The organism is Ruegeria sp. CE9 (assembly GCF_056537425.1).
On sequence record NZ_JBQFRO010000001.1, the window covers coordinates 726,034 to 744,450 of the forward strand.

The following is an 18,417-nucleotide window of genomic DNA, read 5'->3' on the forward strand; positions in this document are numbered from 1 at the left end:
GTCGTCCTTTGCAGTTCTGGACGTACTACGGTATTCAACTAATCAGGTTTCAAAAGTCGGGATATTGCTGCCCGTACGCAAACTATTACACTGCAAAGAATGAAGAAAGATTCTACTTACCCGATACCATCACAGTTTTTCACTCTACCGGATTACCCCGCATTTGATGCCTTTAGCCAAGCGCTATGGAGCGATGAGGCGGCCGTCATGGTTGGGGCGGGCTTTAGCCGATTTTGTGAGCGTGAAAGTGGAAGCCCTGCCCCGCCGCTTTGGAGTGACTTTGAGCTCCAAATGAAGTCGGCTCTTGGGTACTTAAAGGAAGACGGGCCTGACGCGCTCCGGCTAGCTCAAGAATATCAAACTCTCCATGGCGACGACGGTCTAACTAGGTTGATTAGTAAGCTAGTTTCTGACGAACAATGGGAACCAGGTGAACTTCACAAGCAACTGTTGGAGTTGCCATGGAGGGACATTCTTACGACAAATTGGGATACTTTACTTGAGCGAACTAAACCCCCGACACCCGATCGAGTCTACGGTTGCATACGGACTGTTCAAGACATTGCCCATCAAACTCGACCTCGCATCGTGAAGCTCCACGGATCTTTGCCCTCACATAAACCTTTCATTTTTACTGAAGACGATTTCCGCACCTATCCAGTCCGATTTGCACCCTTTGTAAATCTGGCCCAGCAAGTCATGCTGGAGAACGAGTTGTGCCTCATTGGTTTTTCAGGCACCGACCCCAACTTTCTAGCTTGGAGCGGATGGGTGCGAGATACACTTAGCGTTTCTGCGCGTCGAATTCGCCTTGTGGGAGTTCTGAATTTATCGCCCGTTTCCAGATCGTTGCTAGAAGCAAGAAATGTCACACCGATTGACCTAGCGCCCTTAGTTTCAACCCTGCCAAGTAGCGAACAGCATCAAAAAGCTCTGGAGATATTCTTCGCAGCTCTTTTGAAAGCCAAGCCCCCTTCTCCATTTGTCTGGAAAACTTCTTCAGATATTTTTCACTCATCGCCGAATTCTCCAGAGTGCGAAAAAGCTACCTATGCCGATGTTGCGGACGCTTGGGCGGCAGATCGTGACTGTTACCCGGGATGGATTGTAGCACCTCGTAACGAAACACAAGAGTTGCGTCTGAGTTTTCCTACGCTCAGTCAAGCTGATCAATCTGCAACGGATAAATTCAGGTTCGCGTGTGAACGAATTTGGCGACACAAAACTGCGGGTATCTGGTTGAATCAGCAGGACCTACAATGTGTCGACTCACATTTTGACGATACGGCGGGCGTCTTATCGATTCAAATGCGTATCCACCTATGTGTTGCGGCAGCTACTGAATGGCGCCGATATCAAAAATGGGAGCACTGGTCGCGCTGGATGCTTCGTCTTGAAGCAATTGATACCGAAGAGGCGCGCCTTCACTCTGTTTTTGAGAAAGCACAGAGAGCGCTTTTGGATTGGGATGACGAAGAAGTTCTTCGTCTGTCACGATCTCTGAAAAGCGAGCAGCCCATTTGGTTGATGAGGCGTGCTAGTTTGTTGGCGACGCTTTTTCTGCATCGTGAGGCAGCAGAGTTGTACGAAGCGGCGCTGCTCAGCGTTAGACAAAAACTGCTTACTGCTCCAAAGTCAGCTTGGTTAATTTCGTTGGAAGGATGGGCCGCGATTTTCTACCGTGTCTCATTTTCTGCGCTTAGCGATGACCTATTTGCATTTCCAGAAGACGATAGTGAAGAAACTCGGTTGCGATACATTGGAGCGAAGGCTGAACCATGGGACATAATTTCAAGGCTAGAAAACCTCGCTTCAAACCGAATTGATCGTAATCGCAGGGATTCAGAGCCCTGGGAACTTCTGTTCCAGCCAGGACGATACAAACCAGGTGGAACGCTACGAACTGGGGACGATGAATGCCCGTTCTATGGGCTTCTTGATGTCATTGAGCGCACGGGTGCTCCAGAGCATATCGCTAATTTTAACGTTTTTTCAACACGCTTGGAGAATTCTTACAGAGCGATTTCTTCTCAAGACGAGAATGACTTGCTCACCTTTCTAGCACGCTACAGAGGGACGAACAAAAAGGCACTTAACTGGATATTGCCGAGGATGAAAGTTGCACGGCTGCAGCCAGAAAATGTTCGAATGCTATGTGAAATGCTACCGAAACGGATCGAACGTCTTCTGGCAATAGGGGACAATCGCGATGGCACGGAGCACATCGTTTTCTTGCTTGAACTTTTGGCGAGGATAGTCATTCGGCTGGAGTCAAAGCAGGCATTACAAACATTCGATTGGGTGGCAAATCTACTCCATTCCCCCGGAATTTGGTGGGGCTGCTATTCGGCTTGTGGTTCGGTATTGGCCGCTGCGGTTGAAACGATGGAGCCGCGAGAGCGCCAAAAGGCACTGCGGTCGGCGTTGCACTTAAAAACGCCTGGCGAAGCCAACGCACAGAAAATCGAACGCAATTGGCCTGAGTTGTTTGAGTCATTCTATAAGTCTGATTTTCAAACTTTTGAGGCGACATCGCAGGACACTGCACGAATATCGGCGCTGATAGCATTGGTCAAAGACGGTACTGCAGTAGATCGCGGCCGTGCATTGCGGAGGTTGCATGCGCTCTACGTCGCAGACAAGTTAGACGAGAAGCAGAAGGATTCACTCGAAATCGCCATTTGGAATCGTTGCGGCGAGGTCGGGTGGCCAAGTGACACAGAACTACATCCGTGGATATTCCTTGAGCTTCCAGGACGGCGACGTGCTGTGGAGCCTTTCGTTGCCAATATTGTTGAAGCCGTTTCAAATGGGCAATTCAACTACGAGGTTCTTATTAACTTACGCATTGGCTTGAAACTTTTGGAAGACGAAATACCAAAGTTTACTCTTGTTGCTTGCGTAACAAGTCTACTGGGATGGGAGCCGGTGCCGACAGAGGGGCGGAATCAAGTCAGTTTGGCATTAAGTGGAGACGAAGGGCTGAATCGAGCTGTACAGCGCGAGATTGGTGAGACCCTTGCTCGAAGTGTGTTGCCGAGACTGCAATATGAAGATTTTCCAAAAGACGTCGTCGGACAGTTACGCAACCCGAAGACTTTCGATCGGCTTCCGTCACTTGTGGCTACCGCTTATCAAATCTACCGCATTTGGCCTGACCAACTACCGCACGCATTACAAAGTGTGCGTGCGGCAATAGCGAGTCGCGATAGCGATCGTGTATTTCCGGCTTATATAGCCATTATGCAGTTTATTAATTCTTCGGAATTTAGTGAGGAAGTACCATCTGAAATCACGGAAATTCTTATTCACGCGTGTGAACATCGCGTTCAACCGGGTTTGAGTATGGCGCTTGATTTGCTCGCCGATTTGGTAACGTCAGGGAAGATGAGCAAACTTGAAATGGAACGCGTTTCAATGACGCTTCCCAATGTCCTTGAAGAGTACCGTTACGACCAAAAGCATTTGACGGTTCCATCAATGGCCGAGTTAACACTTGTGAGAAAAAATGCTCATCGCGTTTCAAGACTACTCATAGAGATCGATCCTGAACTTCAGAGTGTATTAGACGAGATGAAGCGTGATCCTATGCCAGAGGTTCGAACCGCCTAGGCAGCTAGTCAGAATGAGACTTTAGAACACGGTAGACCGAAGCACGCCCGATACCGAGCGCCTTGGCTATTTCCGTGGCGCCTAGGCCCCCTGCATGCAACTCAGCAACACGTTCACGGTCTATCGACGCTCTACGTCCCTTATAGACGCCCTTGGCCTTTGCACGTGCGATGCCTTCGGCCTGCCGCTTGCGGATCATGGACCGCTCGAACTCGGCGAACGCGCCCATCAGATGCAGTTGCAGCTTTGAGAGCGGATCGTCGGCATCGGGCGAGAAGCGCAGCCGCTCTTGCAAGAATTCAACCGTGACGCCCTTGTCGTTCATTTCGTCAACGATGCTCTTTAGGTCGCGCAGATCCCGGGCCAAGCGATCGAGGCTGTGAACAATCACCTCGTCACCTTCCCGGGCAAAGTCGATCAAGTCTCGAAGCGCTGGCCGATCCCTGTTCGCTCCACTCAGTTTCTCTTCAAAGACCTTCTCGCACCCCTCCAACTCTTGCCGGTCCAAGTTCTGATCTGTTGTGCTTACTCTGCGATATCCGACTTTCATTTCCACACCGTGTCTCGTTTGGCTCTAGAGTCGATGTAAGAATCACTTCAGTAATTACAAGACATTTAATTGAGACAATATTGGTGTCTCATCGCTTCGTTTTGGTGGGGTGTACCTTAACGAGACCGGCGCGTAGCAACTTTCTTCAAAAAACTTTCTGCCCATGTGTACGGCGTTGTCTGCCGGCTTGTATTCCATTGTCCGGTTTGTCGGCTGGTTCGAAGTATTAATTTCAGTCGCATATCCGTTTGGTGGGATACAAACGCAATACAATGTCTGCTTTGTATGTCGCTGTAAGCCATTGTCAGCAAACAACAAACTACATGACTTGAAGGTTCTCGTCTGTCTAAGATTCACACACAGCAATAATAATAGGAGAACCGAATGCCAGAAAACGAAGAGACTTATTTCCGCCGGGCGGTCACTGGAGCACGCGCCTACAAAGAAACCGAAGAGACGGCATCGTCGCTAGAGTGGATCGACGATCTAGAAGGTATCGCAATCAACGGGAGCCACGAATACATGATCAAATCTTTCAGAGAGCTAGACAGGCTTGCAAAATCTGAGAACGAAGAGATCAGTGCGAAGGCGAAAGGGGCGCTCGGATTGGCGCTGGAATTGACCAAAGTCTAAGAGGCTCCGGCTTCTCTGACAGCGTGCGGGGCCCGGGAAATTCGGACCCCGCCCCCTGGGGTATAGACCAAATTTGCGCCAAAAGCCTGCGCACCGGCCGCGTAGAAAAATGCGTGGATCTAGAACTTTCGAATTTAGTTTTGTCGCTTAATCTCATAGTGGATACGAAATCGCTATGCAGACGTGAATTCAGTAAACAAGGCCACTATGTTTGCTCTGAACCTGATGAACCTACTCCATCGTAAGCTTGGGACGCACAGAAATTACCAAACCTCATTGCAACGCTTCGAGGCGCTACGCGGATACGGTCTACTGCCTCGTGGACGTGAAAATGCGGGCGCCCGTCTGAGTGATTTGCAGATCGCAAATGCGATTCTGGGGTTCGTGCCTGCCTTGTCTGGATCTGCGGGCCATGTTGCTCTGGGTTTGTCCTCGTTAATGCCAGTTGGAGGCCAAAAGGCGTCTTATTGCAATGCACAATCCTTGGGCGAAGCAATTGCAGAAATAATCGGCAAATCCGAGGCCGCTCAACAAATCGTTAGCGTCACCCTGTCCATCATCCAAAAAGACCACGATGAGAACTATTTTGCTCGAATTTTGTATACAGACCAGACTGACCGAAAAGCAGCTTATTTTGTTTCAAAACACGCGTTGACGCAACATCGTGAAGGCGCAGAGACGTCATTCGATAGCGAAATTGAACTCTCTCCGCTATCGCGGCAAGTTGCCCTCGGCCGTGATTTGCTTCTCGAAATTTGTAGGGACGTAGAAGTTTCGAGACTGCTCAACTTGCCGCTCAAGACTAACTGGCAGGAGTACGAAAACGAAGAAGAGAGGAAGGCGTTTTTCAAGCGATTGGGCGCGTCTAGGCACTCTAGATTCATGAATTTAGGTGTTGAAACGCAAGTGGCCTGGCCAACCGAACCCCATCTACTGAGTTTCTCGGGAAAGAAGCTCGTTCTGTTTCCAAAAACCAAGCAAAACTCTCATTCAATCAGCATCGATTTGAATGAAAACAGGATGACCGAAAACGAGGCGATGACGCTCATCAACAGGTTTCTTAGTATGCTAAGTTGGTGTGACAACCGCCATGCGTTATTGCGCGGCGGATGGTCGGGTTCGCACATTCCGCAACCGGTTCCCAAGAGAGATCTAGCTTTGGTTACGTTTGACCATTGGGATTTTCGTCGTTCTGTCCCAAATAACGAAGAGCTATTGCGATGCCTTGCATACTATCGAGAAGGCCTAAATGCCCGTGAAGCCGGTTTGGCAGCTTTCGAGGTACTAAGTTTTTATAAAGTCGTGGAAGTGAAGTATTCGACTCGTGGGCCAGTCAAGAGATGGGTTACCGATGTTTTTGAAGAAGCATGTAGTCTAGTCTCGGAGCGGGATCTATCAAGCTTTGATCAGGATTGCGGCGAGCAGTCAGTAGGCGACTATGTTTATCGAAATTGCCGAGTTGCTACAGCCCATGCTGCAAGAGATGTGCCGTCCGACGGAGACGCTTCACCGGAAATTAGAAGATTGAAAAATGCTGCTCCGATTTTGCAAGCATTAGCGAGATACTTCATTGAAACGCAATTCGAGTTTTCGAATTCATACCTATCTGATACCTACAATTTGTCCTAAGTGTCGGCTACACGGGCACTCAACCTTCGAGAAACCGCCCCCAACTTCCCTATTTTTCTCCAACTTTTCATCTGCGAATGATTCGCCAAGAGCGAACAGCCGAAAGGGGCGAGCAGATGTTTTTCACGAACGAAGAGTCGTTCAATCGGCCAGCAGAGAAACGAGCTGAAACTGCATTGATGTGGCTTCACATGTTCAACGCAAGTGAAATCGACGAGACCAGCGGGGCAATGCAGTTCAGCCTTTCGATCTACGATCTTGGACATGCGTTTTTCGAGATCCGCACGATGATGGCCAAGCGCCCAGAAAGTGTGCCACACGAATGGTTACTCAGGCGTGAAGTTGCGCTGGCGAGACGCAACGTTCTGACGCGATTCCCAAGGCTTTTGGCATCTCACCTAGTGAACAATGGGTTCGATGCACTTGAGGGTCTTTTGGACCATTCAACGATGGTTGAATCCCGCCGGGCTCCTTGGAACGTTACTAAAGCCTTGGCTGTATCTCATGTCCTCCAGAATATTTTGCACAACATCCACAACATGCACATGTTTGGTCTTTTCGACTTTGACAGAGCACTCGGAAATCAACTGCCCATCAACGTGCAAACCCAAGCGCCTAAATATTTGCATTGAGGGAGGTTTGACGTGCCACAACAGCGAGACTTCCCTCCCAGACTAATGCCTGCACCAGTGGCCGCGCACTACCTGGGTGTTTCAGCCAGCACACTTCGAAGCCTGGAATTGCCGAGAAGGGAGCTTGGAGCGAAACGGGTATATGATAAGGCAGACCTTGACGCATATGCTGACACCCTGCCCTATGAAGGCGAGCCTGAGAATCTAAATGAGTGGTGACGTGGTCAAACTTGGTTATGACGGATTAGTTATAGAGCCCCTGCCCTCTGGAAATACTCGATACCGTGTCCGAGTTCGCGGCGACAAGAGACGCCGCATAACCCTTGCAGTTGGCCCCGATCGCCCTGAGTTCCATCAAGTATATCTGGCTGCCCGCGAAGGCATCAAACTCACTCCGAGCGTGTCAGTTTCGGAGGCCAGCCAAGGCACCGTCGAGTGGTTGGTGGATGAGTACCTTGCCCATCTCAAGCGACAGGTCGAGATCGGTCAAACCGATATCAAAACCCTAAAGCAGAGAAAGAGCTACCGGCCATTGTTGCTCAACTACAAAAGCACCACCGGCAGGAGTATCGGTCGTGTCTATGCTGGCTTACCTGCCGAGATCCCAGCACACGAACTGATACTCTTCCGCGATAGCCTCATGTCCACGCCTGGTAAGGCAAAGAACGTCTTCAAATTTCTCAAAGCCATGTACAAATGGGCCGGTGAACGCGGTCACTGCCAGACAAATCCCGCTGCTGCTATCAAGGTTGACTACAAGAGCCAGGGCGGTGCGACCCCGTGGACGCTCGAAGACCTCAAGAAATACCGAGAAGCTCATCCGCCGGGGACCATGGCGCACCTGACTTTGACGGTGTTTATGTTCACGGCCTGCCGGATCGGTGACGCCTATTGGCTCGGTCGGGGCGAAGAGAAGACTGTGAACGGTCAACAGTGGCTCGGATGGCAGCCCAGCAAGAAAGGCTCAAAGTATGTCGAGCTACCAATGATGGAGCCCTTCTATGCCGCCACACGCGCACAGAAGGTTATCGGGCCAACCTACATTTTAAATGACCACGGCAAACCTTTCGCAAGCGCTGAGGCTCTTAGAAATAAGTTCAAAGACTGGTGCATTGCTGCGGGACTTCCGGATCGATCCAGCCACGGTATACGCAAGGCAGCGGGACACCTTCTCGCCCTTCACGGAGCCACGCAATACGAAATCATGGCCATTCACGGACATGCTCAAGCAAGCACCTCTGAGGTCTATACCGAGAGCGTTGAACGCATGAAATTGGCCGAGATGGGGGCTTCGAAACTGGCCAATATGGACTGGTGATTAATGAGCAATCCTTTTTCTTTTGATGGTTTGGCTACTGCCCTAGAAAAGCTGTCGAAGCTTTCTCCCGTGTTCTCACTATCGATCGGGTTTGCGCTCTATTTGATGCTGCCCGAGTTAACTAAAGTAGTCCCCCCTCTCTGGGGGACCTTGTCAAAATTCGCAATGATCGCGCTCCTATTGCACGGCTCTCTTTGTACGGTCGGTATGGCGTGGTCCAAATCGATCAAAAAGCTTAATACCCGCTCGTCGAACAAGTACGTTTCAGATCTCAATTTTAAGGGTGAATTTGAGAGGCACGTCAACAAGATGGCTCATCGGCTCAAAAACCCTCGGGCCTATGGTGCAAACGAAACAGATATTGATACAATCACGAGCCACCAAAACATTCTGCGGAAACTGAATAAACGTGGAATTCCGTCACCATATTTCGATCCTACGTCTGGCAAATATTCGAGACCGGAGTTTTATAAATACCTCACGCACATCCAACCACTTGTATTGAACGGGCAGTTCAAAGACGCTCGAAAGGCGGCCAGAAGGTACCTGGAAAACAAATGAAGGTGTCCCAAGAGGTATTCCGGCGTGGGACACCCACGTTGATAACAAAGGGGAAAACCTCATTCCCGGCAGTCCCTCCGGGCCTACCAAATCACCGCCCGATGACGATATCCGCGCATAGTCCGCCCAGTCTTTCGCTGCTGCCCAGCCGCAGAATCCCCCCGTGCACGCGGGCGATATCGGCGACGATCGCAAGGCCCAATCCCACGCCGCTGCCCTGATTCTGGTTCCGCGCCGGATCGAGGCGTGTGAATGGCTTAACAGCTTCGGTACGGTGTTCGACCGGAATACCAGGGCCGTCATCTTCAACCCGAATGCGCAGCGATTTCGGCGTCATCGACAAGCTCACCTCAGCGCGAGACCCATAGCGGATCGCATTGCCGATCAGATTCTCAACAGCCCGTCGCATGGCAGACGGTCGCAGCATGGCTGTCCCCTGCCCCTCGACCGAAATCAGCTCAACTTGCTGGCCAGCGCGCTGCGCATCGTCAACAATCTGGCTGAGCCAGTTTTCGGGCTCGACCTCTTCGGGTGCGCTTTCCGCTGCGCCACGCGAAAAGTCCAGAAATGCGTCCAGCAGCGATTGCATCTCGTCCACGTCTTGCAGCAACGGCGCGGCCTCGTCTGCAGGCAGCATAGACAATCCCAGCTTGAGGCGCGTCAGAGGTGTACGCAGGTCGTGGCTAACCCCAGATAGCATGAGTGTGCGCTGCTCAATCTGCCGCTCGATTCGGGCGCGCATGTCGACAAAGGCATTCCCCGCGGCGCGCACTTCAATCGCCCCTCCGGGCGAATACGGCACCACACGTCCGCGCCCAAAGGCCTGTGCCGCGTCCGCCAAACGCGTGATTGGCCGCAACTGATTTCGCATATAGAGAAACGAGATCGTCGTCATCAACGCGGCGAAGAACACCATTGTCACGATTAGCTGATGCGGTGCCGTGGGCGAAAGACGACGGCGGTCGAACCCCAGCTCCAGCATTCCCAGATTCGTAGCTAGGAACAGATGCACATCCTGCCCGTTTGGCAGCGCCACGTACTGCGTCTCTGGCAGTAGTGTTCGCATTTCTGTATCCACCTGAGGTGCAATGAAATCGTACCAACGCCGAGAACTGCTCTGCGGTTCTTCATCTGGCGGCAAAAACCGGGCGGTCATGTTTAAAACAGACAAGTCTCGTCGCGCGGCAGCCAATGCCTGCTGTTGAGTTTCAGACCCTTGCATCACATCCAGCACCAAATTCACCTCGCGCGCAGCGGTTCGGGTCATCTGGGCGGTCACTTCCTCAAGGTGTTTTTGCAGAAATGCAATCGCGACAACCAAAAGCACAACGATCACCGGCAGCACCAGAATAAGTGCGGCACGCGCATACAAACTGCGCGGCATATAGGGTTTGAGCCATTGGGTCGACATGCGCTAAACCTAGCGGGCTGCCCGGGTAAGAGGAAGAGGTCAGAATGCAAGCCCCCGACGAATTCAACCCACGCCCCGGACAGGTAGACCAGCTTGCTCCGGGCCTCAGGCGCGTGCTTGCACCCAATCCTTCGCCAATGACCTATCGGGGTACAAACACTTACCTTTTAGGCGAATCAGACATCGCAATCATCGACCCGGGACCTTTGAGTGATGCACACCTGCAGGCCATCCTTGATGCGCTGAATCCCGGCCAGCGGATCAGTCATATCTTCGTCACGCACACACATTTGGATCACTCGCCTTTGGCCTCTCCGCTCGCAGCCCAGACGGGTGCGCCGGTTCTGGCGTTTGGAGGGCCACAAGCCGGGCGTAGCGATGTCATGACTCAATTGGCCCAAGATGGGCTTGCCGGTGGAGGTGAAGGCATTGACGCAGAATTCCGCCCGGATATCGAACTTGAGGATGGCGCGTATGTCGCGGCAGAAGGCTGGCAGCTAGAGGTCATCCACACGCCAGGCCATCTTGGCAACCATATTGCGCTGGCTTGGGGAGATATCTGCTTTACCGCCGATCATGTCATGGGTTGGGCCAGTTCTCTGGTCTCGCCCCCAGATGGCGACTTGACGGATTTCATGGCCGCCTGCCGTCGCCTGCGCGCGCGCGACTGGACAACATTCCACTCTGGCCACGGCGCACCGATCACCAAACCCGCCGAGCGTCTGGATTGGCTTATTGGTCATCGATTGCAGCGAGAAATGCAGATTCTAACAGCGTTAGAGAGAGGCCCCCAAACCGCACAACAACTTGCCCAGGAAATTTATGTAGAAACCCCAGTCTCGTTACTTTCCGCCGCTAAACGCAACGTCTTTGCCCATCTGATTGATCTGACCGGAAAATCGCAAGTTGTGCCTGAAGATAAACTGTCAGCAGAGGCGCGTTTCAGACGCGTCGTCTAAACAGAAAAAATTTTACACGCTCATGCGCTTCCCCTCTGGACGGCGAAAATTGCTGTTGTTATACGCCCCTCAGTTCCGGCGTAGCTCAGCGGTAGAGCAGTTGACTGTTAATCAATTGGTCGTAGGTTCGATCCCTACCGCCGGAGCCAAATCCCTTAGATGATATGACTGGTCGGCGCGCTTCGCATATTGAGCAGAATGACGCCTGTCCTATTCAGGTGAGTAAGATCTGCTTAATATTCGCGACTTGGCGATCCGATCCTATTTCCAGTGTAACGGCGAACATCGATACAAATTTGACCATAGATCGCCTTGTCGCAGTCGGAATTGACATTTAGGACTGAAGTTCAAAGATGATTATGGCTGGCAAGTGCTCAGTCAGCAGGCGCGCAGGAACAAGTCAGCATATGAATCGTGAATATGAAATTGGCATGCTATGGGTCGAAGGCCCGCTCAGCTACGTTGAAGTCCTTTGCGCTCAGTCATTCTTGGACGCGGGGCATCATGTAAAGCTTTATCACTACGGTGATATACAAAACGTGCCAGAAGGCGTTGAACTAATCAGTGGTGAAACTGTCCTAAGCAGCAACCGCTTCGTTACACATGGACGGACCGGTAGTTTTGCTTTGTTTTCAGATGTTTTCCGATACCACCTGCTGCAGCAAAACGATCGGATGATCTGGGCCGACCTTGACGCTTATTGCTTGAAAACCTTCAAATCGGACACGGGTCATTTCTACGCGTGGGAGACTCAAAACCAAATCGCGGGGGGGGTCTTGGGCTTGCCTTCGGACAGTGATGCGCTTGGTCAACTTATCGAAATGACTGAGGACGAATACGGAATACCTGAATGGTTTGCACCGAAGGTGCGGAAACACTTTGAAGAACTGAGGGACGCCGGAACCCCGGCACATGCTGGCGACCTACCTTGGGGTGTATGGGGTCCACACGCGATCTCGCACTATCTTAAGAAAACAGGTGAAGCCAAATATGCGCTTCCAACAAATAGCTTGTATCCAATAAGCTTCAAAAATCGACGTTTCTTGATGCGCGGAAAGTGGGCTCGCAAAGTTCGCCGATCTATCACCGACGACACATATTCCGTCCACTTCTATGGGCGGCGAGTCCGACAATTTCTCTCGACCATTGGTGGTGTTCCAGAACCCGGCAGCTATATGGAGCAGCTGCTGGAAAAACATAATATCGACACGGCCGCTGCGCCCATATTTACGCGACAAGAACGAGAGGCCGAAAAAGCGGCTCAGCAGGCAAACGCGTCTGAGGCGTAAGTCGTCCTTTGGCGTTTCAAATTTAGGCGTCCAACCCGGCAACTGAATGGATCGTTTTTCAGGATATAAATTCGCGCGGTCTGTTGATTTTTGGACCTGTGCGAGAATTGTTTGGTAAATGCGTCTTATCCTCTGGACGCCGTAAATTGAGGTTGCTATACGGCGCGGACCGTTCCGGCGTAGCTCAGCGGTAGAGCAGTTGACTGTTAATCAATTGGTCGTAGGTTCGATCCCTACCGCCGGAGCCATTCTTCCTTGACTGGCATTCACCCCATCAGCACATCGCCGAAATCTGCGCGTAGATTGCGTTTCAGGACCTTACCCGTCGCGTTCAATGGCAATGCGTCGACAAACACAACTTTGTCCGGAACCTGCCATTGGGCAATTTTACCGTCAAAGAAGGACAACAGGTCCTGTTCGGTTGGCTCTTCGCCTTCGGCCTTGACGGCAACCAATAGCGGCCGCTCATCCCATTTCGGATGCGGCACACCGACCACGGCAGCGGTGGCCAGCTGAGGATGCGCGACGGCGATATTCTCCAACTCGACCGAACTGATCCATTCACCACCCGATTTGATGATGTCCTTTGACCGATCTCGGATCGTCATGTAGCCATCCGGGTCTAGCGTTGCCACGTCGCCCGTTGCGAACCAGCCATCCTGCAGCAAGCTCTCGTCTTGCATTTGGAAATAGCTGTCCAACACCCAATGACCGCGCACCATCAGATCGCCCTGTGTTTCACCGTCATGTGGCAGATCGTTGCCGTCATCATCGACAATCTTCAACTCGACACCAAAGGGCGGACGGCCTTGACTTTCACGCAGCTTGTGTTGGGCCTCAAGAGGCATCTCAAGATGTTTGGCCATCGGGTAATTCGTGGTTCCCAAGGGACTCATCTCGCTCATGCCCCAGGCATGGACGGTGTCGACCCCATAGGTTTCACGGAAGGTTTCGATCATCGAGGGCGGGCATGCCGCGCCACCGATCACGGTGCGGTTGAGGCTTTCCAGCTTGGTTCCGCATGTCGCCGCATGGGCCAGCAATCCTTGCCAGATCGTCGGTACGCCCATCGCCAATGTTACACCATATGTATCGATCAGATTAACCAGCGCCTCGCCATGCAGACCCGGCCCCGGCATGACCATGCGCGACCCGGACATGGCGCTTGCATAGGGTGAACCCCAGGCATTGACGTGGAACATCGGCACAACCGGCATAACGACATCCATCGCCGAATATCCGATCACATCACGCGTGTTAGACGCAAAGCTGTGCAGCAACGTAGACCGGTGAGAATAGAGAACGCCCTTAGGGTTGCCCGTGGTCCCTGATGTATAACAAAGGCTGGATGCAGTGTTCTCGTCAAAGACGGGCCACGCATAGTCCACATCACCGGTCTCAATCAGCTCATCATAGAAGACCAACCCCGGCACCTGAGACACCGCAGCCTCATCCCGCGCGCCCATCAGTACATAATGCTGCACTTCGGTCAGATGCTCTTGCAGCGCGGCAACCAAGGGCAAAAAGGTCGCATCAAAGAACAGAACCCGGTCCTGCGCGTGATTGATGATATAGGTTAGCTGTTCGGGAAACAGACGCGGGTTGACTGTGTGACAAACAAAGCCTGCACCTGATACCGCATAGTAAATCTCAAGATGCCGACGGTTGTTCCAAGCCAGCGTGCCCACACGATCCTGCGGCTGCAGCCCAAGCTTCACCAGCGCAGAAGCCAATCGTCGTGCGTTTTGCGCAATCCCGGCCCAATTGGTCTCAGTCACGGATCCATCGGTCTCGACCGAGATAATCTCGGTCTGACCGTGATAGCGTTCAGCGTGATCAATCAGCGACGATATCAACAACGGCTGCGTCATCATCTGTCCCAGCATGGACATTCCTCCCATCGTCAGCGCTTGGCCGCGCTGTTCCACCTTGGCAATGACCCTGCCAAGATTTCAATTGTCTGACAATAAGAGAGTGCGACGGGGTGCCGCGTCAACCGCGATGGCGCAGGGCGTATCCCACCAAAGCAGCGGTCGAGCCGTCCTTGCCCTCGGCACTGCTCTCGCCATCGACGATGGGACCCAAAGATGTCGCCAGTTCCTTGCCAAGCTCAACGCCCCATTGATCGAAAGAATTAATGCCAAGCAGGACCCCTTCGACAAACACCCGATGCTCATACAGCGCGATGATCTGGCCCAGAACAAAGGGTGTCAGCTGCGGATACATCAATGTGGTCGAGGGACGGTTGCCTGAAAAGACGCGGTGCCGCGCCTGACGTTCCAACTCGTCTCCGGTCAGTCCCTTTTCGGCCATGCGCCCTCGGGCTTCATCCAATGACCGGCCCTTCATCAGGGCCTCTGACTGTGCAAGACAGTTGGCCAGAAGCAGCCGGTGATGATGTGCCAGCTCCGGTTCATGCCCTTCGGCGGCCACCATGAATTCGCAAGGGATCACATCCGTACCCTGGTGGATCAACTGATAAAATGCGTGCTGTCCATTGGTGCCTGGCTCTCCCCAGACGACAGGTCCTGAGGGCAACTCAAGAGTGCTGCCATCCATCGCGACGGACTTGCCGTTTGATTCCATCTCAAGCTGTTGGAAATAGGCCGGAAGCCGCAAAAGGCGCTGATCATAGGGCAATACAGCACGGCTGGCATGGCCCACAACCTGTCGGTGCCAGATGCCCACAAGAGCCAACATAACAGGCATGTTTTCAACCCATTCCGCCGAGCCGAAATGCAAGTCCATCGCCTGCCCGCCGCGCAAAAACGCATCAAACGCGTTTGAGCCGACAGCAATCATCACTGGCAGGCCGACCGGACCCCAAACCGAATAGCGCCCGCCAACCCAATCGGCGAAACCAAATACGCGCGCCTCTGGGATACCAAAGGCGGCAGTCTTGTCTACCGCGCTTGAGACGGCCGCAAACTGCTGCGTGGGGTCGCCACCGCCATCAACCATCCACGCCCGCGCCGTGCGCGCATTGGTCATGGTTTCGATCGTCGTAAAAGTTTTCGAGGCTACAATGACCAGAGTCCGGGTTGGATCAAGCGTGCGCAGCGTGTCGGCGATATGCGCGCCATCCACATTCGACACATAGTGAAGCTTTGGCCCATCGTGATACGGTGCAAGCGCATGCGTCGCCATGACCGGCCCTAGGTCCGAGCCGCCGATGCCGATATTCACCACGTCGGTAAAGGTACCACCTGCCCCCTTGATCGCACCGCCACGCACTTCCTCGGCAAAGACGCGCATGCGCTGCAAAGTCTCCAGCACATCCGGCATCACATCCTGACCATCAACTTCGACAGGACCTCCGTCGAGGTTGCGCAATGCGGTATGCAGAACCGCCCGCCCTTCGGTTTCGTTGATCATTTCCCCGTCAAACATCGCCTCGCGACGCTCGGCCAAATTAGCCTGATCGCAGAGCTGAATCAGCGCATCCCGAACATCGGCATCGATCTGTGTCTTCGAGTAGTCAAACAGCAGGTCGCCGGTTGACGCGGAAAAGCCCTTTGCTCGGTCTGCATCAGCGTCAAACAGGTCCAGTATCCGACGGCCATCTGCTGCTACTGCGAGAGACTTCAGTTGATCCAATTTCATCATGATCACTCCGCCCAATGAACCGTCATGCCGCTCAGCACAGCTGCAATCGGTGCCTCTTCGGGCGGCAGTGACATGGCGCGGTCCAGCGCCTCACGTTTGGCTTTACCAAAAATGACAAGATGCTTGGACAATGCGCCCTCCAACACCGGTGCCGTCAGAGTGATCCGCGCTTCGGGCTGCACATCCGTGCGCGCCACCGCCAGCGTCGGTGCATGACTGTCCAACGCTGCAGCTAAGCCATCCATCCCTGGGAATAGAGATGCCGTGTGCATATCTTCCCCCATGCCCAGGACAAGCACCGACAAAGGCAGCACTGGGTTAATCATGCTCTCAATCTCAGGCAGAACCGCCTCGGGCTCATGGCCAGCGGCAAACAGAGGAATGTAATGCGCGACAGAGGCGCGGTTTGTTAGCAACCGTTCACGGATCAAGCGATCGTTCGAGCGTTCGTGATCCCCCGGCACGCACCGTTCGTCGGTCGGCATAATGCGCACCCGCTCCCACTCCAGATCTGCAGCACAAAGGCCATCGAAAATTGGCCCAGGCGTGGTGCCACCGGGGACAGCCAGCGAGACCGTGTCATGATGCAGCAACGCGGCCTCTAGGTCTCCGGCCAGAGCGTTCGCGACATCAATGGCCAGCATATCTCGGTCGGCGTAGTCTTTGATATTCATGGGTTTATTCCTTGCCAGCGGCGGTGGTCTCGTTTCATCAACAACTCGGCATCACCCGGTCCGGTGCTGCCATTTTCATAAGGCTTGGGAACATCGCCTCGCGCCTGCCAGCCTTCGATGATTGGATCGGTCCAGGCCCAAGCGGCCTCAACCTCATCACCGCGCATGAACAGCGTCTGGTTGCCGCGGATAACATCCATCACCAGCCGCTCATAGGCGTCGGGCGGGTCCTGATTCTCGGGGCCCAAAGCCTCGGCAAAGCTCATATCCAGCGGCACGTCGACAAGTCGCATTCCACCCTGCCCCGGCTCTTTTATGGTCACCTTCAGGGTAATGCCCTCATTTGGCTGCAGACGGATGGACAGCGCGTTTGCATGTCGTCCAGCCTCTTCCCCGAAAATCGAATGCGGCGCGTCCTTGAACATCACATTGATGACCGAAGATCGCGCCACCAGTTCTTTACCTGTGCGCAAATAGAACGGAGTCCCCGCCCAACGCCAGTTACTGACATGCGCGCGTAAGGCGATGTAACTCTCGGTTGTCGAACGCGGATTTCCCACCACGTCACGATATCCCCGGCCATTAGGACCACCTGCAAACTGGCCACGAACGATATGGTGCGGCTCGACTTGATCCAACGCGCGGATCACTTTCAGCTTTTCATCGCGCACTGCGTCAGGGTCGAATTTTGCGGGCGGCTCCATCGCGATCAGGCACAAAAGCTGCATCAGGTGGTTCTGCACCATATCGCGCATGGCGCCTGCACGCTCATAATAGTCTTCCCGCCCATCGATGCCGACCGTCTCGGCCACAGTGATCTGTATGTGATCGACATATTGGCTGTTCCAGAGGGGCTCGAACAACATATTCCCGAACCGCACTGCCATCAGGTTCTGGACCGTTTCTTTGCCCAGATAATGATCGATGCGATAGATTTGCCCCTCGTCGAAATGGGTGGCCAACGTTGCATTTAGCGCCCGCGCGCTTTCAAGATCGTGCCCGAAGGGTTTTTCGACGACGATACGGGTCTGGGGCGTCTCCAAATTGTGGGCTCTGATCTGCTCGGCCAGCGGCCCAAACAGTCGCGGCCCAACCGAGAAGTAGAAGGCCCGGATACGATCTGCGCTCAGCATTTCTGCCAGTTTGGTCCAGCCCTCATCTGACACCGCATCCAGCCGAACATATTCGACACGCTGCAAAAAGCGGTCAACCGCTTCAGAATCCTTTGCCCGCCTGGGTGCATGCTGGCGTAACGAATCGGATACAAGGTCGCGGAACGCTTGTGTGCTCAGATCTCCGCGCGCTGCGCCGATGATCCGCGTAGCCTCGGGCCATTGACCGGCGCAGTAACGGCGAAACAAAGCCGGAACGATCTTACGCTGCGCCAGATCGCCGGTTCCGCCGAAAATGACCAAATCAAATGGGTCTACGGGTATGACGCGAGAAACCATGGCTTTTCCTTACCTTGCCACTTGAGGCATGTCCAATGTTAGCGCAATCAGTTGGCGATTTTCTTCCAACATCAAAACTCTGTCAGCTAAGG

14 protein-coding genes and 2 tRNA genes are annotated in these 18,417 nt (G+C 53.3%); 10 read left to right on the forward strand and 6 right to left on the reverse strand.

Annotation, left to right across the window (positions count from 1 at the left end; all coding sequences use genetic code 11):
- Positions 1–99: 99 nt before the first annotated feature.
- Positions 100–3,612 carry an SIR2 family NAD-dependent protein deacylase gene (locus ACR0B3_RS03630; RefSeq protein WP_480807871.1) on the forward strand — a complete coding sequence of 1,171 codons (3,513 nt, stop codon included), beginning with the start codon at positions 100–102 and terminating at the stop codon, positions 3,610–3,612.
- Between the two features lie 4 nt (positions 3,613–3,616).
- Here ACR0B3_RS03630 and ACR0B3_RS03635 read toward each other — a convergent pair whose 3' ends face one another.
- The gene (locus ACR0B3_RS03635; RefSeq protein WP_480807872.1) at positions 3,617–4,162 is read right to left on the reverse strand and encodes a recombinase family protein; all 546 of its coding nucleotides are present in this window, start codon (positions 4,160–4,162) and stop codon (positions 3,617–3,619) included.
- A gap of 384 nt (positions 4,163–4,546) precedes the next feature.
- On the opposite strand from ACR0B3_RS03635, the gene ACR0B3_RS03640 reads away from it, so the two are divergent.
- The 5 genes from ACR0B3_RS03640 to ACR0B3_RS03660 all read left to right on the forward strand — a co-directional run bounded on the left by ACR0B3_RS03640 (position 4,547) and on the right by ACR0B3_RS03660 (position 8,935).
- Entirely contained in the window at positions 4,547–4,795 is a 249-nt protein-coding gene (locus ACR0B3_RS03640) for a hypothetical protein (protein WP_480807873.1), read from the forward strand.
- A gap of 207 nt (positions 4,796–5,002) precedes the next feature.
- The gene (gene mauJ, locus ACR0B3_RS03645) at positions 5,003–6,424 is read left to right on the forward strand and encodes a methylamine utilization protein MauJ (RefSeq protein WP_480807874.1); all 1,422 of its coding nucleotides are present in this window, start codon (positions 5,003–5,005) and stop codon (positions 6,422–6,424) included.
- A 116-nt stretch (positions 6,425–6,540) separates the two neighbouring features.
- Positions 6,541–7,056, forward strand: a complete 516-nt coding sequence (locus ACR0B3_RS03650; protein WP_480807875.1) for a hypothetical protein — start codon at positions 6,541–6,543, stop codon at positions 7,054–7,056.
- A 208-nt stretch (positions 7,057–7,264) separates the two neighbouring features.
- Positions 7,265–8,374 carry a site-specific integrase gene (locus ACR0B3_RS03655; RefSeq protein WP_480807876.1) on the forward strand — a complete coding sequence of 370 codons (1,110 nt, stop codon included), beginning with the start codon at positions 7,265–7,267 and terminating at the stop codon, positions 8,372–8,374.
- A 3-nt stretch (positions 8,375–8,377) separates the two neighbouring features.
- Complete coding sequence (locus tag ACR0B3_RS03660) at positions 8,378–8,935, forward strand: hypothetical protein (protein ID WP_480807877.1); 558 nt, start codon at positions 8,378–8,380, stop codon at positions 8,933–8,935.
- Positions 8,936–9,026: 91 nt separating this feature from the next.
- On the opposite strand, the gene ACR0B3_RS03665 is transcribed toward ACR0B3_RS03660, so the two are convergent.
- Positions 9,027–10,346, reverse strand: coding sequence for an ATP-binding protein (locus ACR0B3_RS03665; protein ID WP_480807878.1), 1,320 nt, complete (start codon positions 10,344–10,346; stop codon positions 9,027–9,029).
- A gap of 44 nt (positions 10,347–10,390) precedes the next feature.
- Here ACR0B3_RS03665 and ACR0B3_RS03670 point away from each other — a divergent pair, with 44 nt between their 5' ends.
- The 4 genes from ACR0B3_RS03670 to ACR0B3_RS03685 all read left to right on the forward strand — a co-directional run bounded on the left by ACR0B3_RS03670 (position 10,391) and on the right by ACR0B3_RS03685 (position 12,842).
- Positions 10,391–11,305 (forward strand): MBL fold metallo-hydrolase, encoded by a 915-nt coding sequence (locus ACR0B3_RS03670; RefSeq protein WP_480807879.1) that lies wholly within the window; start codon positions 10,391–10,393, stop codon positions 11,303–11,305.
- 74 nt (positions 11,306–11,379) lie between these two features.
- Positions 11,380–11,454 (forward strand) — tRNA-Asn (locus ACR0B3_RS03675).
- 258 nt (positions 11,455–11,712) lie between these two features.
- Positions 11,713–12,594, forward strand: a complete 882-nt coding sequence (locus tag ACR0B3_RS03680; RefSeq protein WP_480807880.1) for a hypothetical protein — start codon at positions 11,713–11,715, stop codon at positions 12,592–12,594.
- Between the two features lie 173 nt (positions 12,595–12,767).
- Positions 12,768–12,842, forward strand: a tRNA-Asn gene (locus tag ACR0B3_RS03685).
- Between the two features lie 18 nt (positions 12,843–12,860).
- Here ACR0B3_RS03685 and ACR0B3_RS03690 read toward each other — a convergent pair.
- The 4 genes from ACR0B3_RS03690 to zwf all read right to left on the reverse strand — a co-directional run bounded on the left by ACR0B3_RS03690 (position 12,861) and on the right by zwf (position 18,325).
- Entirely contained in the window at positions 12,861–14,480 is a 1,620-nt protein-coding gene (locus tag ACR0B3_RS03690; RefSeq protein ID WP_480807881.1) for a long-chain-fatty-acid--CoA ligase, read from the reverse strand.
- Between the two features lie 106 nt (positions 14,481–14,586).
- Positions 14,587–16,197 (reverse strand): glucose-6-phosphate isomerase, encoded by a 1,611-nt coding sequence (pgi, locus tag ACR0B3_RS03695; protein ID WP_480808020.1) that lies wholly within the window; start codon positions 16,195–16,197, stop codon positions 14,587–14,589.
- 5 nt (positions 16,198–16,202) lie between these two features.
- Positions 16,203–16,874 (reverse strand): 6-phosphogluconolactonase, encoded by a 672-nt coding sequence (gene pgl, locus ACR0B3_RS03700; protein ID WP_480807882.1) that lies wholly within the window; start codon positions 16,872–16,874, stop codon positions 16,203–16,205.
- Complete coding sequence (gene zwf / locus ACR0B3_RS03705) at positions 16,871–18,325, reverse strand: glucose-6-phosphate dehydrogenase (RefSeq protein ID WP_480807883.1); 1,455 nt, start codon at positions 18,323–18,325, stop codon at positions 16,871–16,873. Before zwf ends, pgl begins: the two co-directional genes overlap by 4 nt.
- Between the last annotated feature and the right edge of the window lie 92 nt (positions 18,326–18,417).